Genomic DNA, 23,856 nt, shown 5'->3' with positions numbered 1-23,856 from the left:
CTGGTTCAGAAGGGCAACTGCGCGCGGGCCGGCGTCAGTTCCGTGCCCTGCTGGCCGCTCGGGCCGATCAGTTGTACCTGAATCTTTTCCGTGCCGGGAAAGCTTTCGAACAGCCGTGTGAGATCCAGTGCGCGCAGCGCCTCTGGGTTGCTGCAGTCGAGTTGGTAGTGCGCTTCGATATCGCTGTGGCCACCGGCTTCGTGGTCGTCGTGGTCGTGCTTATCCTCCTGCTTGTGTTCGTGATCATCGCCGCGCTGATAGCCCGCATGGGCCGAGCCGAGCAGTTCGCCGGCAAACTGCTGCTCACTGACGCTGCAACCTGCCGCCGCCGGGAGGCCGAACAGGGCCAGAGGTTGTTCCAGTTGCGAGCGTACGCTGGCGATCTTCGCCTCATCTGCTGCGCTGGCAGCAGCGTGCTCGAAACCGAGCAGGTTCATCGCCGGGCTGATCAGCTCCAGCTCCAGCTGATTGCCATCCAGTGCCGCATTCAGGCGCGCCGCGCCATGCTCATGCGCACCCAGGCTGGTCGCGCCTTCGTGTTCATGGTGATGATCGTCTTCATGTGCTTGGCTGTAGCTCAGGGGCAGCAGAAGCATAGGCACGGCAAAGAGTAGGTGGCGCATGGTCGGCTCCATCGAAAGGGGTTCGTTACGTTATAACAACTTTGCCGTGCGGCTGGCCAGTCCGCTGCCTTCATGTGAGGATGAGCGCATAGCTCTGGAGGGACAGCATGATTCGAATCCGCGGACGCATAGGAGATTGGCCGGTCGATCTGGAAATCGAGCTGGACGCCCAGGACTGGATGAACCTGACCCGTAGCGTCGGCACCGATGAGGCTGCGGCGGGCGGCGTCCCGGCGCCTGCGACGCCACCTGGCGATGCCCTGTGGCACAGCGCGCGGGAGCGACTGCGCTGCGCCGGCAAACTGGACGGCCCGGAATTGCTCGCCGAACTGGAAGCGCTTGCCGGCAATGCGCTGCTGGCCAAGCGGCTGCTGGTGCGCTTGCGTCACTGTGACGAGGTGAAGGTCGAGCACGGCGCCGACTCGGCTTGCTATCACTGGGTCGGCGCGCCTTCCTGATGGGCACGCCGGAGGTTTGCCCGCGATCAGTAGATCGCCTGGTAAAGCTTGCGGCGGTACAGCGTCACCAGCGGGTGGTCATTACCCAGCAGATCGAAAACCTGTAGCAGCGTCTTGTGCGGCTGCCCATCGGCGTAGCCGCGGTTGCGCACGAACAGCTTGAGCAGGCCGTCGAGCGCCGCCTCGTATTGCTGGCGAGCCAGTTGCTGGATGGCCAGCTGATACGCCGCTTCATCGTCCTCGCCGTTCTGCGCCAGGCGACTCTTCAGGGTGGCGACTTCCGGCAGGTCGTTGGCCTGGCGCAGAAACGTCAGCTGAGCACGGGCGCCGGCCAGAGCCTGCTTGTGCTCATCGCCTTTTACCGCGTTGAGCACCGTTTCCGCTTCGCCCAGTTCTCCGCGCTCGGCCAGGCAGCGGGCATAAAGAATCAGCCCGGCAGCGTTCTCGTTGTCTTCACTCAGCAGCTGCTGCAGCTGCGCCTCGGCCTCGGCGAAACGGCCTTCAGCGAAGGCGGCCTGCGCGCTTTCCAGCAGGTTGCCCTGCGGCGTCGCCGGAGCCTGCACGTGGGGCTCGAGCATCGCGCGAATCGCCGATTCGGGCTGCGCACCGGCGAAACCGTCCACTGGCTGACCATCCTTGAACAACACCACGGTCGGCAGGCTGCGGATGCCGAAGCGGGCCACGACATCCGGTTCGACGTCGCAATTGACCTTGGCCAGCAGCAGCTCGCCCTGATACTCCTCGGCGATCTTCGCCAGCATTGGCATCAGCGCCTTGCACGGCGCGCACCATTCGGCCCAGAAGTCGACCAGTACCGGCTTGTGAAACGAGTTTTCGAGCACCAGCTGTTCGAAGCTGGCGGTAGTGACATCGAAGATATAGGGCGTCTGGCTCATCGGGATTCTCGTGGGCACAAATGACAGGAAAGGCGTGCATGGTATGTGGGGGCGCTTGACTTCGGAAGCAAGGGCTCGCATGCGGCGGGGTATTGGACTATGGTTTCGCCGCCCGGCGCGGCAGGGCACTTGCCTGCGGCGTTGAGGCAACACCTTTTTCCTAGACCGGTGCGGCGTTTGCAGTCGCGCGTCAAAGGAGTTGTACATGACTTTCCTCTCCGACTTCCGGGAGCGCTATCTCGTGCGCTTCTGGTCGCCATTGCCCGCGCTTGTTGCGCTAGGCGTCGCCTCCGCTTACTACTTTGCCATCACCGGCACCTTCTGGGCCGTCACCGGAGAGTTCACCCGCTGGGGTGGACACGTCATTTCCTGGTTTGGTTACGCGCCCGAGGAGTGGAGCTACTTCAAGCTGATCGGCTTGTCCGGCACGCCGCTCGATCGTGTAGATGGCGTGATGATCATCGGTATGTTGCTTGGCGCACTTTGCGCGGCGCTGTGGGCGAACAACGTCAGCCTGCGCTGGCCGACGAGTAAACGACGTTTGCTGCAGGGGCTGATCGGCGGGGTGATCGCCGGCTTCGGCGCGCGCCTGGCGATGGGCTGCAACCTGGCGGCCTTCTTCACCGGCATTCCGATGTTCTCGCTGCACGCCTGGGCCTTCATGCTGGCCACCGTGGGTGGCGCCTGGGTTGGCGTGAAGATCTGCCTGCTACCCTGGCTGCGCACGCCGCTGAAGGTCGGTAGCCAGGCCAGTTCCCTGTTTGGCGACATGGAAGGCACACGGCGGCGGGCCACATTACAGGCCCGGATCGGCACGGCGGTTGCGGTGCTCGCGATCGCGTTCGCCGCCTGGCGCTTCGATGCTTCGCTGGTGCTCGGCATGGCCGTGCTGTTCGGCTTGTTGTTCGGCGGGCTGATCGAGCGCGCACAGATCTGCTTCACCAGCGCTGCCCGCGATCTCTGGACCACCGGCCGCACCCGCGCCGCCTACGGCATCCTGCTGGGCATGGCGGTGGCCTGCGTCGGTACTTTCGGCGCCATCGCGCTGGGGGCAAGCCCGAAGATTTTCTGGATGGGCCCAAACGCAATCATCGGTGGTGTGCTGTTCGGCATCGGTATCGTCGTCGCTGGCGGCTGCGAAACCGGCTGGATGTATCGCGCCATGGAAGGGCAGGTGCACTTCTGGGTGGTCGGCGTCGGTAATGTCATCGGCGGCACATTGGTCGCCGTCTACTGGGACCAACTCGGCACATCGCTGGCGCTGCCCTATCCGAAGATCAATCTGCTGGAGAGCTTCGGCCCGGCCAGTGGTTTGCTATTGACCTTTGCCGGCCTGGCCATCGCCATGTTGCTGGTGCACCTCAATGCCCGTCGTTTCCAATCGAAAAGGAGTCCTGCCCGTGAGCCAGGCCAAACCGAATCTCTCGCTTGATCTACGTGGCGAGCACTGCCCGTACAACGCCATCGCTACGCTGGAAACCCTGGAAACGATGCAGCCGGGTCAGTTGCTCGAGGTGGTGACCGATTGCTCGCAGTCGGTGCATGGCATTCCGGAGGACACCAAATCCAAGGGCTATAACTGCCTGGCGGTGGAGCAACATGGCGCACTGTTTCGTTTTCTGATCGAAGTGCCACGTTGAACGACAGTGCCATGGCGGCCCTGAGCGGTCGCTACGGCGCAGCCAGAGACCAGCTTCCCAGTTCGTCGTAGCGCACACCATCCTCGGTATTGCGGGAGCGGTAGAGCACGAAGCGGTCGACGTGCCAGCTGAAATCCGGTGCCGGTTTCTGCGCTCGGCTCCGGGCCTGGCGGCTCAACGTCAGGTGTGGCAGGAATGGCCGGCAGTCGAGCACCACGCCAAGCGCCGCCAGCCGTTCGGTCAGTGCTTCGACCAGCTGCAGCAGTTCGGAAGGTGTGGAGGAAGGCTGCAGGCAGATGAAGCCTTTACCGATGGTGGTCAGGCGGTCGAGCGAGAGGTTGAATGAGTCGGCCCGCACCGTCGCGGCCATTTGCAACAGGGCATCGAGGTGATTCTTCGGTTGCTCGCCGATAAAGGCCAGAGTCAGGTGCAGGTTGACGCGTGCCACGGCCCGGCCGTCGAGAGCCTGGCTGTCACGCCAGGTGCAGATGGCCTCTGCCTGCGCGGGTGGACAGGGCAGGGCAAAGAACAGACGCAGGGTGTCGTCGATCATGTCTGGTCTCCGGTCGCGGCGGCACATCTCGGCGGAAAACGTTTCGTGGTTTTCCACGCTACCTCAGACTCTTCAGCTTTCATTTCCTTGCGGCGTGATAGAGGCTAACGCGCCTGAATTCCGCAGGCTCTGCCAGATCCGGCCAGGTGCAGGCATCCAGCACGTCCAGACGCCGATAGAGCGGATGAGCAAAATCGCGCACCCGTGAGTCGGCCACCAGTGCTTCGCGTCCGCGACTGAGGAAGTGATCCAGCAGCGGCAGGTTGGCGCGATCGTAGAGCACGTCGGCAACGATGATCAGGTCGTAGCGATCCGCTTCGCCGAAGAAGTCCTGCGAATAGCGTAGCTCGACCTCATTCAGCGCGGCGTTGGCCTGGCAGGCGGCGAGCGCCAGCGGGTCCAGGTCGCAGGCCACCACTTCGGCAGCGCCCGCCTTGGCCGCGGCGATGGCGGCGACGCCCGAGCCCGCGCCGAAATCGAGCACGCGCTTGCCGCGCACCCATTCCGGCCGTTCGGCCAGCCAGCGCGCCAGCACCAGGCCGCTGGCCCAGCAAAAGCTCCAGTACGGCGGCTCTTCGAGTATCCGCCGGGTTTCCTCGGGGCTGAAGGCGCGATCCATGTTGGCGGCGTCGATCAGCCAGAGTCGCAGATCGGTGCCCGGCAGCGGCTCGGCAACCAGGTCTGCGTCGCCCAGCAGATCGTTCAATGCCGCCTGTAAGGGTGCCGGTGCCGTCACGGCGCCGGGACCAGCTGTAGCGGGCCGAGCGCTTGGCTGGCGGGGCTGGCAATGCTGCGCGATGGCAGGCGCATGATCAGCTGTCCCGCTCGCGTGACACGGCCGCGCAGCTCCACGCGCTGGCCTGGACGGAAAGTGTCCGGGTTGAACTGCAGGATGAATGGCAATTCGCTGCCGCGGCCCTTGAGCTGCACGTTGCTCAGCAGGCGGTCTGGCTGGTCGCGGCGATCGACTTCCAGTAAGGCGAGTTCGACGTCGCTGCCAGCCGGCGCGCCGATCAGGCTGCCGCTCAGTTCGTTGAGCAATTTGGAGTGCGGGGCAGTGCTCAGCTCGACCGGCGCGGTCGGCGGCTCGCTGGGTTGGCTGCTGCAGCCGGCGAGCAAGGTCAGGAAGGCAGGGAGAACGAAAAAACGTGGCGGCACGGACAGCCTCCTGAACGATGATTGCGGGTTGTATAGCAGCAAAGCCGTCGCCTTGTCTTGCGGGTCGGATGCGCTACCATGGCCGTCCCGACGTACGACCGATTTCAGCCCCATGCATTGTCCCTTCTGTGCCGCCAACGATACCAAGGTCATCGATTCCCGCCTGGTTGCCGAAGGCGATCAGGTGCGCCGCCGCCGCGAGTGTCTGGCCTGTGGCGAGCGTTTCACCACCTTCGAAACCGCCGAGCTGGTGATGCCGCGCCTGATCAAGTCCGATGGCAGCCGACAGCCGTTCGACGAGCAGAAACTGCGCGCCGGCATGCAGCGTGCGCTGGAAAAGCGTCCGGTCAGCGTCGAGCGTCTCGAAGCGGCCATCGCCCATATCAAGCATCAGCTGCGCGCCACCGGCGAGCGCGAAATCAAGTCGCGGGTGCTCGGCGAGCTGGTGATGGCCGAGCTGCAGAAGCTCGACGAGGTCGCCTATATCCGCTTTGCCTCGGTCTACCGCCGCTTCCAGGACCTCAACGAATTCCGCGAGGAGATCGAGCGGCTGTCCCGCGAGCCTGCGAAGCCCGAATGACTACCGATCACGCCTGGATGGCCCGCGCACTGCAGTTGGCGCGTAAGGGGCTGTATTCGACCCACCCGAACCCGCGGGTCGGCTGCGTCATCGTCGCTGATGGTGAGTTGGTCGGTGAAGGCTGGCACGTGCGTGCCGGTGAGCCGCATGCTGAGGTCCACGCGTTGCGCCAGGCGGGTGAGCGCGCCCGCGGTGCCACCGCCTACGTCACCCTCGAACCCTGCAGCCATTACGGGCGCACGCCGCCCTGTGCCGAAGCGCTGGTCAAGGCCGGCGTCGGCCGCGTGGTGGCGGCCATGCAGGATCCCAATCCGCAGGTCGCCGGGAACGGTCTGGAGCTGTTGCGTAGCGCCGGCATCGAGGTCGCCAGCGGGGTGCTGGAGTTCGAGGCACGGGAGCTCAACTGCGGCTTTATCAAACGTATGGAAAGCGGCCTGCCGTTTGTTCGTGCCAAGCTGGCGATGAGCCTGGACGGGCGCACCGCGATGGCCAGCGGCGAGAGTCAGTGGATCACTGGGCCGGCCGCGCGCGCCGAGGTGCAGCGCCTGCGCGCCCGTTCCAGCGTCGTGCTGACCGGCGCCGATACGGTGCTCATGGATGCCGCGCGGCTGACCGTGCGCGGAGACGAGCTAGGGCTGGATGCGGAAACGACTGCGCTGGCGCTGCAACGTCCGCCGTTGCGAGTGCTGGTCGATGGCCGGTTGCGCGTGCCGCTGGAAGCGCCGTTCTTCCAGGCTGGTCCGGCGTTGGTCGCTACGGCCGTGCCGGGCTGCGAGGAGGCCTATCGTGCAGCGGGCCATGAGGCACTGGTGCTGGGGCAGGAGCGGGTCGATCTGGTCGCACTGCTGCGGGAACTGGCCGCGCGCGGGGCCAACGAGGTGCTGGTCGAAGCGGGCCCGCGGCTGATTGGTGCGTTTGCCAGCCTCGGGTTGATCGACGAATACCAGATATTCATGGCCGCCAAGTTTCTCGGCTCCTCCGCACGGCCGCTGCTGGAGCTGCCTCTGGAGCGCATGAGCGAGGCGAGCGAGCTGAAGATCGTCGACATCCGTGCGGTGGGTGACGACTGGAAGATGGTGGCGCGTCCGGCCAGCTGATCGGCAACCCGTGTCGGCTGTGTCCGCCGATAGCCTGTGTCTTGCACCCTCATAGCTGCTATCTGGCGATATCGGGCTGCCCCGCGCCGCTATTTGTGTTAAAAACGCTGCCGGGCCGCAAGCGGCCCAACGTTCTCAGGGCGGGGTGCGATTCCCCACCGGCGGTAATGGCGCAGTTATAAGGATGAAAGCGTAGCGAGCGCTGAGCAGGCAATGCGTGATTCGACGAGAAGGCGGAGTTTACCTCGGTAAATGAGCACTTCGAGGAGGACCACAACGCAGCATGCTCTGCGCGCAGTAGCTTTCAATCGCGTCTAGCCCGCGAGCGCTTGCTTAGGCAAGGTCAGCAGACCCGGTGTGATTCCGGGGCCGACGGTATAGTCCGGATGAGAGAGAGCGGGATATCCCGATGGACGTCGTCCGTGCGCCCGTCATGCATCCCTATCGATCCGTAGCGCCCTGTTTTTCAAAAACAGGAGTTCGTCGTATGCAGCGTTTTACCCGCCTTCCTCGGGAGGCCACATGTTCACCGGAATAATCGAAGCCATCGGCACCATCCGTGCGCTCACGCCCAAGGGCGGCGACGTACGCGTGCTGGTCGAAACCGGCAAGCTGGATCTGGGCGACGTCAAACTGGGCGACAGCATCGCTGTCAACGGCGTCTGCCTGACTGCGGTGGAGCTGCCGGGCAACGGCTTCTGGGCCGACGTCAGCCGCGAAACCCTGGCGCGCACCGCCTTTATCGACCTCAAGGCCGGCAGTCGGGTCAATCTGGAGAAGGCCCTGACGCCTACCAGCCGCCTCGGCGGGCACCTGGTCAGCGGTCACGTCGACGGCGTCGGCGAGGTCGTGGCGCGTGAAGATAACGCCCGCGCCGTGCAGTTCCGCATCCGTGCGCCGCGCGAGCTGGCCAAGTACATCGCGCTCAAGGGCTCGATCACCGTGGACGGCACCAGCCTCACGGTCAATGCGGTCAACGGCGCGGAGTTCGAGCTGACCATCGTGCCGCACACCCTCGGCGAAACCATCATGGCCGACTACCGCCCCGGGCGGCAGGTGAACCTGGAAGTCGACCTGCTGGCGCGTTACCTGGAGCGCCTGATGATGGGCGACAAGGCCGCCGAACCCAAGGCCTCGGGGCTCACCGAAGGTTTTCTCGCCGAGCACGGCTACCTGAAGAATTGAGGAGACGCTCCATGGCGCTCAATACCGCTGAAGAACTGATCGAAGACATCCGCGCCGGCAAGATGGTCATCCTCATGGATGACGAGGACCGCGAGAACGAGGGCGACATCATCGTCGCCTCCGAATGCGTCACCGCCGAGCACATCAACTTCATGGCACGCTTCGCCCGCGGCCTGATCTGCATGCCGATGACCCGCGAGCGCTGTGAGCTGCTCAAACTGCCGCTGATGGCGCCGCGCAATGGTTCCGGTTTCGGCACCAAATTCACCGTTTCCATCGAGGCGGCTGAAGGCGTGACCACCGGCATTTCCGCGGCCGACCGCGCTCGTACCGTGCAGGCAGCTGTAGCGCGAGCAGCGAAAGCCGAGGACATCGTCAGCCCGGGTCACATCTTCCCGTTGATGGCGCAACCGGGCGGCGTACTGGCGCGTGCCGGTCACACCGAGGCGGCATGTGATCTGGCGCGCATGGCGGGCTTCGAACCATCCGGCGTGATCTGCGAGATCATGAACGACGACGGCACCATGGCGCGCCGCCCGGAGCTTGAGCTGTTCGCCGAGCAGCACGGGCTGAAGGTCGGCACCATCGCCGACCTGATCCACTACCGCATGATCCACGAGCGCACAGTCGAGCGGGTTTCCGAGCAGCCGCTGGAAACCGAGCTGGGTCAGTTCAACCTGGTCACCTACCGCGACGGCGTCGAGGACACCGTGCACATGGCACTGACCCGCGGTGAAATCTCCCCGGAAGAACCCACGCTGGTGCGCGTGCACAACATGGAGCCGCTGCGTGATCTGCTGCTGGTCACCGTGCCGGGTCGCTGGAGCCTGCGCGCGGCAATGAGCGAAGTGGCCAAGGCCGGCAAGGGCGTTGTGCTGCTGCTCGGCAACCCGCTGACCGGCCCGCAGTTGCTGGCGCAGCTGACCCGTCAGCAGCCGCCGACCCCGGCGACCTACAGCACCGTCGGTGCCGGTTCGCAGATCCTGCGTGATCTTGGTGTACGCAAGATGCGCCTGATGAGCGCGCCGATGAAGTTCAACGCGATATCCGGCTTTGATCTGGAAGTTGTAGAATACCTCCCGGCCGAATAATCAGAGGCGCCGCGCAGTCCGCGGCGCCTTCGTTCTTTAAAGAGATGAGAAAGCACCCATGCCCCTGAAGACCATCGAAGGAACCTTCATCGCCCCGCAGGGCAAATACGCCCTGGTCGTAGGCCGCTTCAACAGCTTCGTCGTCGAGAGCCTGGTCAGCGGCGCGGTCGATGCGCTGGTTCGCCACGGCGTCAGCGAGAACGACATCACCATCATCCGTGCACCGGGTGCCTTCGAGATTCCGCTGGTTGCGCAGAAGGTCGCCCAGCAGGGTGAATACGACGCCATCGTCGCTCTCGGTGCGGTCATTCGTGGCGGCACGCCGCACTTCGAATACGTTGCCGGCGAATGCACCAAGGGTCTGGCTCAGGTTTCCATGGAATTCGGTGTGCCGGTCGCCTTCGGCGTACTGACCGTCGATTCCATCGAACAGGCCATCGAGCGCTCCGGCACCAAGGCCGGCAACAAGGGCGCCGAAGCCGCACTTTCCGCACTGGAAATGGTGAGCCTGCTGTCGCAGCTGGAGGCGAAGTGAGCCTGAATCACGACGATAGCCAGGACGCTCCCCAGCCCAAGGCCAAGGGCAAGATCGCCACGCGCCGGGTTGCCCGCAGCCTGGCGATGCAGGCGCTGTATCAGTGGCACATGGCCGGTCAGAGCCTCAACGAAATCGAGGCGCAGTTCCGCGTCGACAACGATTTCTCCGGGGTGGACGGCAGCTACTTCCACGAGCTGTTGACCGGTGTCGCACGTAGCAAGAGCGAAGTCGACGGTGCCATCGCGCCGAATCTCGACCGTCCGCTGGAGGAGCTCGATCCGGTGGAGCTGGCGATTCTGCGGCTGTCCACCTACGAGCTGATGCAGCGCATCGACGTGCCTTACCGCGTGGTCATCAACGAAGGCATCGAGCTGGCCAAGGTCTATGGCGCCACCGACGGGCACAAGTTCGTCAACGGCGTGCTGGACAAGCTGGCCCCCACGCTGCGCAGCGCCGAAGTGCGCAATCACAAGCGCTGAGGGCTGCTCGCCTTGCTGGGTGAGTTCGAGCTGATCCGTCACTACTTCGCCGCCGCCGCTTGTGCCAGGGCTGGCGGCGAAGTTGTTCTCGGCATCGGCGATGATTGTGCCCTGCTGCAGCTTCCGGTCGGCGAACAGCTGGCGGTTTCCACCGATACCCTGGTCGCCGGGGTACATTTCCCCGATCCCTGCGATCCCTTCCTGCTCGGCCAGCGCTCGTTGGCCGTGGCCGCCAGTGATCTCGCCGCCATGGGCGCCACGCCCATCGGCTTCACCCTTGCCCTGACCTTGCCTGCTGGCGATCCACTCTGGCTGGCGGAACTTGCCCGTGGCCTGGATTCGATGGCGCTTGATTGCAGCCTGCGTTTGATTGGTGGCGACACTACCCGCGGCCCGCTGAGCCTGACCGTCACCGTGTTCGGCCGGGTGCCGTCCGGGCTGGCGCTGGTTCGGTCTGGCGCGCAGGTCGGTGATCTGCTCTGTGTCGGCGGTGTGCTCGGTGAGGCGGCCGGTGCCCTGCCGCTGGTGCTGCGCCAGGCCGAAGCCGATGCGGACGTCGCCGAACACCTGCTGGCACGCTACTGGTCGCCGCAACCGCAGCTGGCCCTGGGTGAAGCGCTGCGAGGCAAGGCCACTGCAGCGCTGGATATCTCCGACGGTCTGCTGGCCGATTGTGGGCATATCGCCAAGGCTTCGGGCGTGGCCTTGCAGATCGTACGTGATCGCCTGCCGCTGTCCGAACCTTTGCGGCGCTTCGCCGGCGACGCCGAAGCGCTGCGTTGCGCGCTGGCCGGCGGCGACGACTACCTGCTGGCGTTCACCCTGCCGGCTGCTGAGCTCGTATCACTGCAGGCCGCCGGCTGGCCGGTACAGGTCATCGGCCGGGTGTTGGCAGGGGAGGGTGTGCAGCTGATCGATGCGGCGGGTAATGAAGTCGCTGTGTCCGAACGTGGTTACAACCATTTCAATGCGTAAGTGCTGCGATGCGATCGCTTACCTCCGATCCGAGAAAGGAACGCTGTTTTGACTGAATCCTCACCAGTCGCGGCCAAGCCGCAAACCCTGGTCTGGTCCGACCCCTGGCACAACCTGGCGTTCGGCTTCGGCTCCGGGCTGATGCCCAAGGCACCGGGAACCTGGGGTTCGCTGGTAGCACTGCCGTTCGTGCCGCTGTGGCAACTGCTGCCAGGCTGGGGTTATCTGCTGATGCTCGGCCTGACCATGCTGTTCGGCGTCTGGCTGTGCGGTAAGGTGGCGCGCGAACTCGGTGTGCATGACCACGAAGGCATCGTCTGGGATGAGTTCGTCGGCATCTGGATCACCTTCTGGCTGGTGCCGGAAGGCTGGTATTGGATGCTGCTCGGTTTTGTCATCTTCCGCGTAATGGACATCGCCAAGCCCTGGCCGATCAGTTGGGTCGATCGGCATATCCACGGCGGTTTCGGGATCATGCTCGATGACATCCTTGCAGGCGTCGCGGCCTGGGTCGTTATGCAGGGGCTGGTGGCGCTATTGGTTTGATTGTGCGTCCGGTCGCTGCAGGCGGCTGGCCATTGAAGGATGATCGGCGTCCTGCCCGGGCCTGGTTTCGAGGGAAATTGCCATGCGTAGCATCCACATTCTGTTCGCCAGCCTTTTGCTGTCGCCCGCTCTGGCGCAGGCCGCATCCATGGTGCAGGTGGTCGGGCTGTTTCCGGGAGCGGCGGTGGTCAATGTCGACGGCCAGCGCAAGCTGGTCAAGGTCGGGCAGACCGGCCCAGGTGGCGTTCAGGTAGTCAGTGCCGATGCCAGCGGCGCGGTGCTGCGGGTCGATGGCGTCGAACGTCACTACAACCTGAGCCGCGAATACAGCGGCGCCTACGCCACACCAAGCAAGACCCAACTGAGCGTAGCCAAGGGCACCGGCGGCCATTACTGGATCGCCGGCACTATCAATGGCCAGCCGATCCAGTTTCTCGTCGATACCGGCGCTACCTCGGTGGCGATCAACGAGCATCAGGCCCGCCGCTTGGGTATCGACTATCGGGTCAACGGACGGCCGATGGTGGTGAACACCGCCAGCGGCACGGCGAAGGCCTGGCGGGTGCACCTCAACAGCGTCAAAGTTGGGGCAATCGAGGTTATTGGGGTGGAGGCGGTTGTCGTCGAAGGTGGCTCGCCCACTGAGGCCCTGCTTGGCATGAGCTTCCTCGGTCGCGTCAGCTGGCGCGAGGAGCAGGGTATGCTCGTGCTGGAGTCGAAGACCTCCTAGCACCTGCGCATCCGCTCTCTGGGTGACACGATTGGCGCTTTCGTCGGCAAACTCTCCGGCCTGACTCGCCTTTTGTTGGTGTTACAATGTCCGCTTTTCTGCCTCTGGGATCTCCGCCCGTGTCTGTCGTGTTCGTCGCCGCTTCCCAACTGCCGACGCCGTTCGGCGTGTTCACCATGCATGGTTTTCTCGACCAGGACACTGGCAAGGAACATGTCGCGCTGACGCTCGGCGATGTGGCCGATGGCAAGCCGGTACTGGGTCGTCTGCACTCCGAGTGCCTGACCGGCGATGCGTTGTTCAGCCTGCGCTGTGACTGCGGCTTCCAGCTCGAAGCGGCGCTGCGCGCGATTGCCGAAGAGGGGCGTGGTGTGCTGCTCTATCTGCGCCAGGAAGGCCGTGGTATCGGCCTGCTGAACAAGATTCGCGCTTACGAGCTGCAGGATGCCGGCGCCGATACCGTTGAGGCCAACGAGCGCCTGGGCTTCGCCCCGGACATGCGCGACTACGCTATTTGCCTGCCGATGCTCGAACACCTGGGCATCGCTGAGATCAAGCTGATGACCAACAACCCGCGCAAGGTCAAGGCGCTGCAGGGCTTCGGCATTCGCGTCGCCGAGCGCAAGCCATTGCAGATCGCGCATAACCCATACAACCGCAACTACCTCGCCACCAAGGCCGGCAAGCTCGGCCACATGCTCGGCGAGATTCACCAGGGCGAAGCCGAGCAGTCGTGACGCGAGCCGCCGCCCTTCGCCAGCTCGCACGTGACGGCTGGCTGCATACGCTGCTAATGGTGCTGCCTGTGTTGGTGCTTGGGCGCACATCGGTGGTGTTTGCCGATTGGGGGCTGCCGCTGTTCGCTGCCGGCCTGGTTTCGCTGTTCTTCAGCCTGCGAGCCTTCACCCGCTTCAAACATGCTCTGATCGCCACCGAACAGGCGCTAAATGGCCCGGAGGAAGACGATGCCTGGAGCGATCTGCGGCGTGTGCGCCGTCGCGGTCTGCTGATCGCCTCATTACCGGCCTGGTTCGGCGCTGCGGGTGCGCTATTCGGCATGGAGCCGGTTGCTCGCCTGTTGCTGGTATTTGGCAGCCTGGTGTTGCTGGTGCTCTACCGCATTCCGCGGCAATTGCATTGATGCGACGTCTGCTGCTCGCCGCGCTTCTTTCCCTGGCGTCATTGCTTGCGTTGGCTGCCGAGCGGGTGGTGAGCCTGGCGCCATCGCTCAGCGAGATCATGCTCGAACTCGATGCCGCCGACCGCTTGGTTGGCGTTCTGGATGGCGGCGAGCGGCCAGCTGCGCTGCAGTCGGTACCTTCGGTTGGGCGCTACGGCCAGGTGGAAATGGAAACCCTGCTCAGCCTGCGTCCTGATCTCGTCCTGCTCTGGCCGGACAGCGTGCCGCGTAGCCAGCGAGAGCAGCTGCAGCAGTTCGGTATTCCTGTTCTAGTCGTCGAGCAAACCCGTCTCGAAAGGCTGGCCGAACAATTCGTCGTGGTCGGCAATGCCGTCAATCGAGCCGAGGAAGGGGAGATACTGGCCGAGCGTTTTCGCCAGGGCTTGGTCGAGCTGCGCCGGAAGTATGTACGTGAGCAACCGCTGCGGGTGTTCTATCAGATCTGGAATCGCCCGCTGTATACCCTCGGCGGACAGCAGATCATCAGCGAAGCGATCGAGGTGTGTGGTGGGCAGAATGTTTTCGCCGATCTGACCCAGGCGGCGCCTCAGGTCAGCATCGAAGCCGTGCTTGCTCGCGATCCTGAAGTCATTCTGGCCGGCAGTGGTGCGCAGCTGGATGAGTGGCAGGCCTGGCCGCAGCTCAGTGCTGTGCGCGATGGGCGATTACTGGAAGTCCCCGACAAGGGGCTGGAGCGGCCGAGCTTCCAGATGCTGGGGGCGATCGGGAAGCTCTGCGAAGTGATGGCGGCAGCGCCCTGAGCGGGCGCGCCAGTTAACGCGACTACAGCGACGGAGTCCAGGTGACGGCGAACAGCCCTGTACGGCCCGCCTCGCGATAGCCGTGATCCCACCAATTAGTTCCGTCTGGGCGGTTGTAGGTCGCCAGCGCGTAGTCGCGGTCGAACAGGTTGTTGACCTTCGCCTCCCAACGCAGCTCCGGATGGCTCTGCCAGCCAGCGCGCAGATCAAAAACCCCATAGCCGGACAGCTCGCGGGTGTTTGCGATCGTGTCGTAACGAGCGCTGGAAACGTGCCAACCGGCGCCAGCCGAAAGCGTGCCGAAAGTGCGATCAAGGTCGATGCTGAGCGTGCGCTTTGCCCGGCGCGCCAGAGTATGGCCGCTGTCCCGATCGCGTGGATCGATGATGCTAACGCCGAGGCTCGCCTGCCACCCCAGCAGTTGGCGCGCCGCACTGGCTTCGAAACCGTTGATCCGTGCCTGGCTGACGTTCCCCATCCGGGTTCCACCCCAGGCAATCATGTCTTCGAGGTCGGTACGATAAAGCGCGGCTTCCAGCTGGGTCTCGTCGAATTCGGCGCGCCATTGCAACTCATAGGTCTTCGAGGTCTCCGGCTTGAGGTCCGGATTTGGTCCCCACAACGGCGGTCCGTAAAGATCGGAGAATGTCGGCGCGCGGAAGCCTTCGCCATAGCTCAGAATCCAGCGCTGCGACTGACCTACCGGCAGGCTGACCGCGGCATTCCAGCTGTTGTGGCTGCCGAACTGCTGGTTGTCATCGTGGCGTAGCCCCAGCTCGGTGCCGAAGCGCTCGCCTTGAAAGCTGTGCTGGGCAAAGAAAGCCCAGTTGTCGCGGCTGTCTTCCTCAAAAGTCGTCGCGGAATCGAGTTGGTCTTCATACCAGTCGCCGCCGACGCTCAGTTGGTGGCGCTCGCTCAATTGCAGCCGATTTATCCAGGCCGCCGAATGACGCGTGGTTTCCAACAGGGTGTTATTCCAAGCGCTACCGGCGCCGACGGCGTGATTACGATCGAAGCTGCGACCCAGTTCCAGACGGCTATTCCACATGTCGGTCAACTGACCGTCCAGGTAGCCGCTGTAACTGCTGACCCGAAACTCGTCCTGCGGCCTTCCGGGTTCGAAGTCATTGGCATCGTCGTACTCGTTCTTGCCGCGCTGGTCGTTGAGACTCAAGCCGGCTTTCCAGTTCGAGTCGAACTGATGATCCAGTTTTAAATGCAGAGCCTTGTTACGCTGGCCATCGTTGTCCCGATCGGCGCCGCGGTTGTCGCGGGTGATATCGAAGCCGTCGCGCTCGTCGAGGCTGGCGCCGAGATGGACACGGGTCTGCTCGGTCCCGGCGGCCAGGCTCAGGCTGCGCTGAAAGGTCTGCTCGCTGCCGGCCGCAATACGGACTTCCGGATTTATTCCAGGTTCACCGCCACGGGTGAAGATCTGGATGACGCCGCCAACGGCATCCGCGCCATAGAGCGACGAGCGTGGGCCACGGATCACTTCGACACGCTCAATGTTGTCGATGGCCAGATAGTCGAGACGGGCGAAGCCGCTGGTGGCCGAGGCAATGCGTTGGCCGTCGACCAGCACCAGTGTTTGCGCGGTGCCGGTGCCGCGCAGCGACAGCGACGCCACACCGCCAGGGCTGCTCACCTGTACGCCTGGCACACGCCGCAGCAGCTCGGGCACGCTGCGGGCTTGTAGCCGTTCGATATCGGCGCGAGTGAATACGGTATTGGCTGCCGTCGCCTGGGCGCGGGGTTCAGCCTGGCGGGCGGAGGTAATGAGCATGCTTGGCAGCTGCTGCTCAGCAGCAAACACCTGCACGCCAGGCAACAACGCCACAGCCAGGGCAAGTCGGGACAGTTTCATTCTTGGAATTCCTCAAAAGATCGCAGACTTTTGAGGAGGGCAGGAACAAGCGCGGGGATGACGGGCAGCAGCGCTTGACGGTGCTGCCCTCCGCAACACCAGTCGAATCCGTCAGGCCGGTCTCCGGGCTTTCGACACGCATCACGCTCACCTTCCCATGTCGGAACACAGTGGTTGTCGAGCGGACGGCGATCCCTGAGGATCGCGGTCGATTACCGTTGCGGGGGCAGCGCCGGCCTTGCTCATCGAGCGCACCGGCTTCCCGATTAATGCGGACCTTGCGGTCGTGCACACCTGGGCGGATAAGAAAACGCGCGAACCTTACGGCCGGTGCTGGGGAAACACAAGCGGACGAATGGCCGCAAGGACAGTGGTTTCCAAGCAAAGCCGCGTCCCAGGGCCGCTCGAGCGTTGCTCGAAAAACATCCAGCCTCGATGGTGCGCAATGTTCAGCGATCGGCGCTGACTTGCGGGCGCCTACATTGGGCTCGAAGCCGCCGAGGTCGTGCCGACTGTCGCCAAGCGACGGCGGCATGTCCGCGCGACAGCGCCGAGCTTTATGAAAGCCCCCCGACAATCTGTAGATCACTCTGCCCATTGCCCTGCCGGCGCACCTGGATCTGCACTGGAATGCGCTCGTGCATTTCCGCCACATGGGAGATCACCGCCACCTTGCGGCCCTGGGCCTGCAGCGAATCCAGCGCGTCCATGGCGATCTGCAGCGACTCGGGGTCGAGGCTGCCGAAGCCTTCGTCGATAAAGAGCGACTCGATCCTGAGCTTGCTCGAGGCCATCGAGGCCAGGCCCAGCGCCAGGGCCAGCGAAACGAGGAAGGTCTCGCCGCCGGACAGCGAATGCACCGAGCGCAGCTCGTCGCCCATCTCGGTATCCATGATCAGTAGGCCCAGCGGGCTGCCGCCGCGCTTGAGCCGGTAGCGCCGGGCCAGTTGGCGCAGCTGCACATTGGCGTGCTGCACCAGCAGGTCGAGGTTGTAGGCCTGGGCGATCTTGCGGAAGGCGCCGCCGTCGCTGGAGCCGATCAAGGCGGCGATGCGCCCCCAGCGCTGATGCTCGGCCCGTGCGACGTCGATCTGTGCGAGCAACGCCTGGCTCTGGCTGCGGCGCTTGTCGTCGTCGATCAGCTGGGCGCGGGTTTCCGCGCAGCGCTGGTCGGCCTGCTCGCATTGGTGCAGTTGCTCGGCATGGCGCTGCTGCAGCTGCTCGGCATCCAGGGCTTCGCTCTGCTGCTGTTTGTGCAGGTTAAGGCGGTTGAGGCAGCCGTCGAGACGCTCGCGACAGCGGGTCAGGTTTTCGCTGTTCTCTCGCAAGCGCTGGCGCGCCTCGGCGATCAGCTGGTCATCCATGTGCAGCAGCTGGGCGAGGGTGGCGTCGTCCAGCTGCGGGTGGCTGGTGCGCCAGGTGGCCAATTCCGCATTCAGCGCGTCGCGTTCCTGTTCCAGTTCGGCTTGGCGCTGGCGGCAGTTCTGCTGCTCGCTGTGCAGGCGCGTCAGGCCGAGCTTGCTCTCGTTGAGCTGCTGATCAATCTCGGCCCGGGTTTGACGCGCCGCCTGGATGGTCGCGTCCAGCTGCTGTTGCCAGGTGCCGGCGCTGGTTTGTTCGCCAAGGCTGGTACGCAGCGCCTGCTGGCAGGCCAGCAGCAGTTTCTCGCGCTCGCTCAGTCGTGCGCTGCAGCTTGCCTGTTTCTCCTGGCGATGGTGTTGTTGCAACTGCTCGTCGCTGCGGCGCTGCTCGCACTGGCGCAGCTCCTCGGCCAGCTCGGTCTGCGCCTGCAGTTGCTGTAGGCGCGTGGCGATGCTGACGTCCAACTGCATAAAGGTCTGCGCCGGATTTTCACGCCAGCGCTGCAGTTGCTCGACGGGCAACAGTTCGGCGAAGGCCGCCAGCTCCTCGTCGAGCTGTTGTCTGTCGCGGGCCAGGGCATCGTGCTGGCGGGCGAATTGCTGGGTCGCCTCGACACAGGCCTCGCGCGCGGCCTGCCAGGCCTGCTGCAGGGTTTCGCTGCGCTGTTGCAGGGCGAGCAACTGCTGCTGACGCTCACTGGCGCTGGCGATCTGGTCTTTGAGATTGGTCAGCTGCGCTTCCAGCCATTGCGAACGCTCGGCTTCCGGTTGCTCAAGCAATCGCGTGTGGACGGGCAGGGCGAGCAGGCGCGGTGCCAGGGTCTGCAGCTGCACCTCGACTTCGCCCTGGCGTTGTTGCGTCTGGCGCAACTGCGTGCTGAGCGCGACATGGCGATCGCGCAGCTCCTGCAGACGCTGATCCTGTTCCTGTAGCGCCTGCTGCGCACGCTCGGCCTCGCTGTTGTCGTGGCGGTCGAGACTGGCGACCAGCGCGTCGGTGTGCTGCCAGGGATGCTTGTCGCTGCCGCAGACCGGGCAGGGCTCGCCCGGGACCAGCGCCGCGCGCAGCGCTTCGACATTCTCGCTGCGTGCCAGACGTTGGCGTTCAAGCAGGGCGAGGGTGACCTTGAGCGCCTGCTCGGCAGCATCACGGTCACTGCGAAGCTGTTTGCCCTGCGGCACCAGGCTGTCCAGCTCGGCCTGCTGGCGGATGTGGGCGTCGCTCAGTTCGCGCTGGCTGGCGGTGAACGTGAGCTGCTGCGCCCAGAGTTCGCGCAGGGCCTCGGTTTCGCGCTCGGCCTGGCGCCATTCGTCGAGCTGTTGATGCAGCTGGGCCAGCTGTTCGGCCAGGCCGACATGGCTGTCGCGCTCGCGTTGCAGATTGTCCAGCGCCTCGCGCGCCTGGCTTTGCCGGGTTTCGGCAGCCTTGGCCTGCGCTTCCAGTGCCGGGAGTTCGCCCTGACCTTGCTGCAGCCGTGCCGCCAGCTGGACGGCCTGTTGCAGACGCGGACGGTAACCGCCCCAGGCTGCACAGAGCGGTTGCAGCGCTGCGTTCGTCTCGAGTTGCTGCGTCAGCGCTGCTAGCTGTTCGGCGGCGCGCTGTTGCTGCTCAGCGAGCTGCTTGAGCGTTGCCTCGCCGGTGCTCGCCGCGGCATCGGCCTGGACGCTTTCTTCGCGAATCGAGGCGAGGTCGGTGTTCAGATGGCTGAGGCGCTCCTCTTCGCGGCGCGCTTGCGCAAGCCTCGGCTCGGCCGCCTGGCGCGCCTGTTCGGCTGCGCGCAGGTCGTTGCCGGCGGCTTCGCACTGGCTCTGCAAGGTGTCGAGACGTTGCTGCAGGCTTTGTACCTCGTGCTGCAGGCGAGTGAGACTGTCGGCGGCCTTGCCGAGCAGGGGTTCGAGTTCCTGCTGACGCAGAAAACGATGGCGCTGCGGTGCGAGCCGTTCGAACAGGTCGAGAATACGGCGGGCCTCGGTCAGGCTCTCGCGCTCGTCTTCTGTGTCCTGCAGCTGCTGGCGCGCTGCTTCGCGCTCGTTTTCCAGGCGCTGCAGTTCGCTCAGCCATTGCCGCTGGGCTTCCAGCTCCTTGAGCTGCTGTTGCAGCTTTCTCAAGTCTTCGAGCTGGGCCTGATGTTCGCGCTCCAGTACTTCACGCTGCCCGGGCTCCAGCGGCTGGAGGCCGCCGGCCTGCTGTTCCAGGCGAGTCAGGCTTTCCTTCGCCTGCTTGGCGGCCTCGAACGCGGCCTGGCCGAGACGGCTGTAGAGGCCGGTATCGGTGAGCTTTTCCAGCAGGGTGCCACGCTCGTTGTCGTCGGCCTTGAGGAAGGCGGAAAACTCGCTCTGCGCCAGCAGCACGGCGCGGGTGAACTGGGCCAGGGTCAGCCCCAGGCGCGCTTCCAGCAATTCCTTGAACTCGCGCTTTTTACCGCTGGCCAGGAGCGTGCCGCTGTCCAGGTCGGTGAGACTCTGGCTGCTGGCCTGCAGGCGGCCGTCCACCTTTTCGCGGGCGCGTTTGACCTCCCAGCGCGCGCGGTAGCGGTGGCCGTCGACGCCGACGAAATCCACCTCCGCATAGCCGCTGCCGCAGCCACGGCGCAGCAGGTTGCGCTCGTCTCCGCCGCCGATCTCCGCTTCGACGTCGGGGACCTTGTTCAGCGGCGAGACGCTGTCCAGCCGCGGCGTGCTGCCGAACAGCGCCAGGCACAAGGCGTCGAGAATGGTGCTCTTGCCGGCACCGGTAGGCCCGGTGATGGCGAACAGGCCGGCGCTGGCCAGCGGCTCGGCGGTGAAATCGATGATCTGTTCGCCGGCCAGCGATGCCAGGTTCTTCAAGCGGATGGCGAGGATTTTCATTGGTCGCCCTCCGCATGGGCGAACTCGACCCGTTGCAGAAGCGTGGCGAAGTCGTCCAGCGCCTGATCGTCCGCCGGGTTGCTGTATTCGGCTTCCCAGGCGCGGGCGAACAGCTCCTGCGGGGTGATCTGATCCAGGCCGAGCAATACTTCCGATTCCGCCTCGCCGCGTTTGCCGGCGTATTCGCTGGCGATGCGCACCAGTCGGCAGGCCTTGCCGGTTATCGCGGTTTCGATGCGCTGGCGCAGGTCCGGCAATGGTTCGTCGAGTAGCACGCGTACCTCCAGCCAGGGCTGGTGGTCGTCGAACAGGCCGGTGGGCGGCAGCGCCTCCAGCGCGGCGATCACCTCGGCCAGCGACGCGCGGCCGATACGAATCATCTCCACCGCGCGCGGCACCGGCAGCTGTTCGACGTTTTTCAATTGGTCGCCGTCCAGTTCGACCAGCAGCACCTGATGCGGGTAATTGACCTCGGCGAAGGACAGCGGCAGCGGCGAGCCGCTGTAACGGATGCGCGCCTGCCCGGCGACCTGCTGCGGCTTGTGCAGATGGCCGAGGGCGACGTAGGCGACCGATTCGGGAAACAGGCTGGCCGGCAGCGCTTCGGCGTTGCCGATGACGATATTGCGCTCGGATTCCTCCGACACCGCACCGCCGGCCATGTGCGCGTGGCTCATGGCGACCAGCGCCTGGCCGGGCTGGCGTGCGGTTTCGGCAGCAGCGATCAGCCGCTCGTGGACCTGGCGAATGCCGGCCATGTAGTCATCGCCCAGTTCCATTCCCGTGACTTCGGCCGGACGCAGGAAGGGCAGGGTGAGACACCAGGCGGCGGTGTTGCCGGCGGAGTCATGTAGCGGCACCAGCAGCCGCTGGTGATCCAACTGGCCCTCGGCGACCCAGCTGATGCGACCGACGGCGTGTGCGTTGAGGCGCTTCATCAGCGGCGCCGGTAGTTCGATGCGACCGCCGGAATCGTGGTTGCCGGCGATCATCACGATGTCCAGCTGCGGGAGCTTTTCGTGGGCGCGGACGATGAAATCGTAGAGGCGTTCCTGGGCCTTGAGTGGCGGGTTGACCGTGTCGAACACGTCGCCGGCTATGAGCAGGGCGTCGGCGCGTTGGGCGACCAGCTGGTCGAGCAGCCAGGCGAGGAATTGCGCGTGTTCGTAGTCGCGGTCCTGGCCGTGGAGGGTCTGGCCGAGGTGCCAGTCGGAGGTGTGGATCAGGCGCATGGGCTCAGGCTCATTGTGGGCGGGTGCAGTGGCGAACCGCTGGCTTGGGTTGTGCGGCGGGTGGTTGCGTCAGATGTAAGGCTTGTGGAACTCGTGACTGTCGCGGGCTTCGGCGGACGGTTTGGGCGCCCCGCGCTTTCCTCGGCCCGGACTACAGGTTGCGCCTTGCACGGCGCGTCACTTTTTCTTGCTTGGCCAAGAAAAAGTAACCAAAAAGAAGGCCACCCCGACATCCGGGTTTTGCTTCGCAAAACTTCCCTCCCTCCGGCGCTGCTCCGGGGGCCGTCGCGAAGGGACGTCCCTGTCCCTTCGCTCCTCGCTCGGCGTCCATGCCTCGCGTCCCCCTGCGCAGCACCTACGCTCGGCCTCCTGAAGGGGAGTCGAGTCCGAGCCGCCTGAAAATTCGCAAACAGCGGAACAAGCACGCGTTGCTTGTTTGTTGACGAAGAAGCTATCAGTCCCCACCGAATGCCCCTTTCAGGATGTCGAACGGAATCCGCGCGGAGGGGAGCGAGCGGCATGGATGCCGCGAGAGAACTAGGCGTTCCCGCGATAAAGGGCCAGGGATGGCCCTTGTACGCCGGCCGCCGGAGCGCGGATGGAGTGAGGGAAGTCGAGCGCAGCGAGACCCGGATGCAGGGGCAAGCGTTTTTGCTTACTTTTTTTGGGGCCGGCCGTCCGGCGTTTGGAAAAAGTGAGTCGCCCAGCAGGGCGAAACCAATGCTTCCGCCAGACGGGCCAGTCGAGTGTGAGCGCGGAGCGAAAGCCAGCGAGGCGCCGTGCAAGGCGCAACCTGTAGTCCCGGCCGCGAAAAGCGCGGCGCTCACATACCGAAATCCGTGCCGACGCTCTTCGCGCACAAAACCACCCCCACAAGCCCTCACGAGTACAACCACCCCTTCAACGCCTGCAGATTCCCCACCTGCAGCTGCTGCGCCGCCGCATTCGCCTGCACGGTATTCGGGTCGATGCCGAAGCGCTGCAGCACGTACTGCACCAGCGCTCCGCGCGTCTCCACCGGCAGCTGGCCCTCGAGCATGCCGAAGTCCAACTCGATGATCGCCTTCTGCGCAGGGCTCAATCGCGCGTCCGGCTCGATCAGCACGGTCACCGGCGTGTTCCATGCCTCGTCCTGTTCGCGGGTGTGTTCGCTGGCGTCCATCAGGTCCGGCTCGCCGCGGAAGCGGCTGAGCACGAAGTCGCGGTATTCGCGGTTCTTCTCGCAGTAGGCGCGCACATGCCAGCGCATGCCGGTGAACACCAGCGTGTGCGGCGCCATCACGCGGATTTCCACCTCGGGATTGGCCAGCGAGACGTACTCGCTTTCCAGCCGCAGCCCCTCTCGACAGGCCAGCAGGATCGGCCGCAGCACCTCGGGTCGGATACTGCGGTCCGGCACCTGCAGCACCTCGGTATGCGCGTAGGCCAGCGCCAGGCCCTCGATATGCGGGGCGCGCACACGGTTCTGGTCGAGTAAATGCAGGTAGGCGCTGGCGCTGCCGTCGATGAACAGCGGCTGGAAGCCTTTGGTCGGCTTGTAGCCCTTCAGGTGGCGGTCATATGTCAGGTTTTTGGGCGCATGTTCGTTCAGGTAGGTGTTGATGTCCTTCGATGCCTGCTGGCGGCTGATGCCGAAACTCTGCATCAGGTGGCCCGTGGTCAGGCGGCCTTCCCACCAGGCGATGGTCTCGATCAGCCGGTAGCGCAGCGCCAGGTCCCAGCGAATCTGACTGATCGATTGCTTGCGTTTCATCGCCTCTGCACCTGTTCCAAAGATTTACATGCCTATGTCGAGCAGGTCGACGTGTCGCGCAACGCTACATATATTCGGGGTATGTTTCAACTCGATCCGGTGGATGAGGAGACCCTGACATGAGCCTGATGATCAACGCGATGGTGATGTCCTGCATGGCGTTCGTCGTGATGCTGTTTCTGGCCTGGCTGGCCTATGGCAGCGGCGATCGGAAGGGGTGATGAGCGTTACAGTTCTATGAAGATCAGTGGATTCCCGATGGACGGCATGAATCTCCGAGCGATGAACAGGGTCTTTGTCTCA

At 64.6% G+C, this 23,856-nt stretch carries 24 protein-coding genes and 1 riboswitch; of the genes, 15 read left to right on the top strand and 9 right to left on the bottom strand.

Annotation, left to right across the window (positions count from 1 at the left end; translation table 11 throughout):
• Positions 1 to 5 precede the first annotated feature (5 nt).
• Positions 6 to 635 (bottom strand): DUF2796 domain-containing protein, encoded by a 630-nt coding sequence (locus BM275_RS04290; RefSeq protein WP_014821578.1) that lies wholly within the window; start codon positions 633 to 635, stop codon positions 6 to 8.
• A gap of 95 nt (positions 636 to 730) precedes the next feature.
• On the opposite strand from BM275_RS04290, the gene BM275_RS04285 reads away from it, so the two are divergent.
• Positions 731 to 1,081 (top strand): hypothetical protein, encoded by a 351-nt coding sequence (locus BM275_RS04285; protein ID WP_014821577.1) that lies wholly within the window; start codon positions 731 to 733, stop codon positions 1,079 to 1,081.
• A 26-nt stretch (positions 1,082 to 1,107) separates the two neighbouring features.
• Here BM275_RS04285 and trxA read toward each other — a convergent pair whose 3' ends face one another.
• Entirely contained in the window at positions 1,108 to 1,977 is an 870-nt protein-coding gene (gene trxA, locus BM275_RS04280; protein ID WP_090519476.1) for a thioredoxin, read from the bottom strand.
• 205 nt (positions 1,978 to 2,182) lie between these two features.
• Between trxA and yedE the strand changes: the two genes are divergently transcribed.
• A complete protein-coding gene (gene yedE / locus BM275_RS04275) occupies positions 2,183 to 3,409 on the top strand; it encodes a selenium metabolism membrane protein YedE/FdhT (protein WP_090519474.1) in 1,227 nt (408 codons plus the stop codon).
• Positions 3,378 to 3,617 (top strand): sulfurtransferase-like selenium metabolism protein YedF, encoded by a 240-nt coding sequence (yedF, locus tag BM275_RS04270; RefSeq protein WP_003281770.1) that lies wholly within the window; start codon positions 3,378 to 3,380, stop codon positions 3,615 to 3,617. The genes yedE and yedF overlap by 32 nt, the downstream gene beginning before the upstream one ends.
• Before the next feature lie 31 nt (positions 3,618 to 3,648).
• On the opposite strand, the gene thpR is transcribed toward yedF, so the two are convergent.
• The 3 genes from thpR to BM275_RS04255 all read right to left on the bottom strand — a co-directional run bounded on the left by thpR (position 3,649) and on the right by BM275_RS04255 (position 5,328).
• Positions 3,649 to 4,170: an RNA 2',3'-cyclic phosphodiesterase gene (gene thpR / locus BM275_RS04265; protein WP_003281769.1), complete on the bottom strand. Its 522-nt coding sequence runs from the start codon at positions 4,168 to 4,170 to the stop codon at positions 3,649 to 3,651.
• A gap of 79 nt (positions 4,171 to 4,249) precedes the next feature.
• Positions 4,250 to 4,906 (bottom strand): class I SAM-dependent methyltransferase, encoded by a 657-nt coding sequence (locus BM275_RS04260; protein ID WP_090519472.1) that lies wholly within the window; start codon positions 4,904 to 4,906, stop codon positions 4,250 to 4,252.
• A complete protein-coding gene (locus BM275_RS04255; RefSeq protein WP_023444679.1) occupies positions 4,903 to 5,328 on the bottom strand; it encodes a YbaY family lipoprotein in 426 nt (141 codons plus the stop codon). The genes BM275_RS04260 and BM275_RS04255 overlap by 4 nt, the downstream gene beginning before the upstream one ends.
• A 112-nt stretch (positions 5,329 to 5,440) precedes the next feature.
• Here BM275_RS04255 and nrdR point away from each other — a divergent pair, with 112 nt between their 5' ends.
• The 12 genes from nrdR to BM275_RS04195 all read left to right on the top strand — a co-directional run bounded on the left by nrdR (position 5,441) and on the right by BM275_RS04195 (position 14,490).
• Positions 5,441 to 5,908 carry a transcriptional regulator NrdR gene (nrdR, locus tag BM275_RS04250; protein ID WP_003281766.1) on the top strand — a complete coding sequence of 156 codons (468 nt, stop codon included), beginning with the start codon at positions 5,441 to 5,443 and terminating at the stop codon, positions 5,906 to 5,908.
• Entirely contained in the window at positions 5,905 to 7,005 is a 1,101-nt protein-coding gene (gene ribD, locus BM275_RS04245; protein ID WP_090519470.1) for a bifunctional diaminohydroxyphosphoribosylaminopyrimidine deaminase/5-amino-6-(5-phosphoribosylamino)uracil reductase RibD, read from the top strand. The genes nrdR and ribD overlap by 4 nt, the downstream gene beginning before the upstream one ends.
• 522 nt (positions 7,006 to 7,527) lie before the next feature.
• On the top strand, positions 7,528 to 8,190 hold the full coding sequence (locus BM275_RS04240; protein WP_011912026.1) for a riboflavin synthase: 663 nt from the start codon (positions 7,528 to 7,530) through the stop codon (positions 8,188 to 8,190).
• Positions 8,191 to 8,201: 11 nt separating this feature from the next.
• Entirely contained in the window at positions 8,202 to 9,281 is a 1,080-nt protein-coding gene (gene ribBA / locus BM275_RS04235) for a bifunctional 3,4-dihydroxy-2-butanone-4-phosphate synthase/GTP cyclohydrolase II (protein WP_090519468.1), read from the top strand.
• Between the two features lie 58 nt (positions 9,282 to 9,339).
• Entirely contained in the window at positions 9,340 to 9,816 is a 477-nt protein-coding gene (ribH, locus tag BM275_RS04230) for a 6,7-dimethyl-8-ribityllumazine synthase (protein ID WP_003289143.1), read from the top strand.
• Complete coding sequence (gene nusB, locus BM275_RS04225; RefSeq protein WP_041014979.1) at positions 9,813 to 10,298, top strand: transcription antitermination factor NusB; 486 nt, start codon at positions 9,813 to 9,815, stop codon at positions 10,296 to 10,298. Before ribH ends, nusB begins: the two co-directional genes overlap by 4 nt.
• Before the next feature lie 12 nt (positions 10,299 to 10,310).
• Positions 10,311 to 11,273, top strand: a complete 963-nt coding sequence (thiL, locus tag BM275_RS04220; RefSeq protein ID WP_090519466.1) for a thiamine-phosphate kinase — start codon at positions 10,311 to 10,313, stop codon at positions 11,271 to 11,273.
• A gap of 48 nt (positions 11,274 to 11,321) precedes the next feature.
• On the top strand, positions 11,322 to 11,819 hold the full coding sequence (locus BM275_RS04215; RefSeq protein WP_090519464.1) for a phosphatidylglycerophosphatase A family protein: 498 nt from the start codon (positions 11,322 to 11,324) through the stop codon (positions 11,817 to 11,819).
• An 82-nt stretch (positions 11,820 to 11,901) separates the two neighbouring features.
• Positions 11,902 to 12,549 (top strand): retropepsin-like aspartic protease family protein, encoded by a 648-nt coding sequence (locus BM275_RS04210; RefSeq protein WP_045633050.1) that lies wholly within the window; start codon positions 11,902 to 11,904, stop codon positions 12,547 to 12,549.
• Between the two features lie 119 nt (positions 12,550 to 12,668).
• Positions 12,669 to 13,286 carry a GTP cyclohydrolase II gene (gene ribA, locus BM275_RS04205; RefSeq protein ID WP_045633051.1) on the top strand — a complete coding sequence of 206 codons (618 nt, stop codon included), beginning with the start codon at positions 12,669 to 12,671 and terminating at the stop codon, positions 13,284 to 13,286.
• A complete protein-coding gene (locus BM275_RS04200; RefSeq protein WP_090519462.1) occupies positions 13,283 to 13,690 on the top strand; it encodes a hypothetical protein in 408 nt (135 codons plus the stop codon). The genes ribA and BM275_RS04200 overlap by 4 nt, the downstream gene beginning before the upstream one ends.
• A complete protein-coding gene (locus BM275_RS04195; RefSeq protein WP_090519460.1) occupies positions 13,690 to 14,490 on the top strand; it encodes a cobalamin-binding protein in 801 nt (266 codons plus the stop codon). Before BM275_RS04200 ends, BM275_RS04195 begins: the two co-directional genes overlap by 1 nt.
• Before the next feature lie 22 nt (positions 14,491 to 14,512).
• Here BM275_RS04195 and BM275_RS04190 read toward each other — a convergent pair whose 3' ends face one another.
• From BM275_RS04190 to BM275_RS04170, 4 genes are all read right to left on the bottom strand, one after another.
• On the bottom strand, positions 14,513 to 16,357 hold the full coding sequence (locus BM275_RS04190) for a TonB-dependent receptor domain-containing protein (RefSeq protein ID WP_090519459.1): 1,845 nt from the start codon (positions 16,355 to 16,357) through the stop codon (positions 14,513 to 14,515).
• A 97-nt stretch (positions 16,358 to 16,454) separates the two neighbouring features.
• A riboswitch (cobalamin riboswitch) is annotated at positions 16,455 to 16,671 on the bottom strand.
• Between the two features lie 243 nt (positions 16,672 to 16,914).
• Complete coding sequence (locus BM275_RS04185; protein ID WP_090519457.1) at positions 16,915 to 20,568, bottom strand: SbcC/MukB-like Walker B domain-containing protein; 3,654 nt, start codon at positions 20,566 to 20,568, stop codon at positions 16,915 to 16,917.
• Positions 20,565 to 21,800, bottom strand: a complete 1,236-nt coding sequence (locus BM275_RS04180) for an exonuclease SbcCD subunit D C-terminal domain-containing protein (RefSeq protein WP_090519454.1) — start codon at positions 21,798 to 21,800, stop codon at positions 20,565 to 20,567. Before BM275_RS04180 ends, BM275_RS04185 begins: the two co-directional genes overlap by 4 nt.
• A gap of 880 nt (positions 21,801 to 22,680) precedes the next feature.
• Entirely contained in the window at positions 22,681 to 23,553 is an 873-nt protein-coding gene (locus BM275_RS04170) for a helix-turn-helix transcriptional regulator (RefSeq protein ID WP_014821559.1), read from the bottom strand.
• Positions 23,554 to 23,856: the final 303 nt, after the last annotated feature.

It is taken from the genome of Stutzerimonas kunmingensis, from assembly GCF_900114065.1.
In the GTDB taxonomy this organism is placed as follows: domain Bacteria; phylum Pseudomonadota; class Gammaproteobacteria; order Pseudomonadales; family Pseudomonadaceae; genus Stutzerimonas; species Stutzerimonas kunmingensis.
This window is presented reverse-complemented; position numbering and strand designations above follow the sequence as displayed.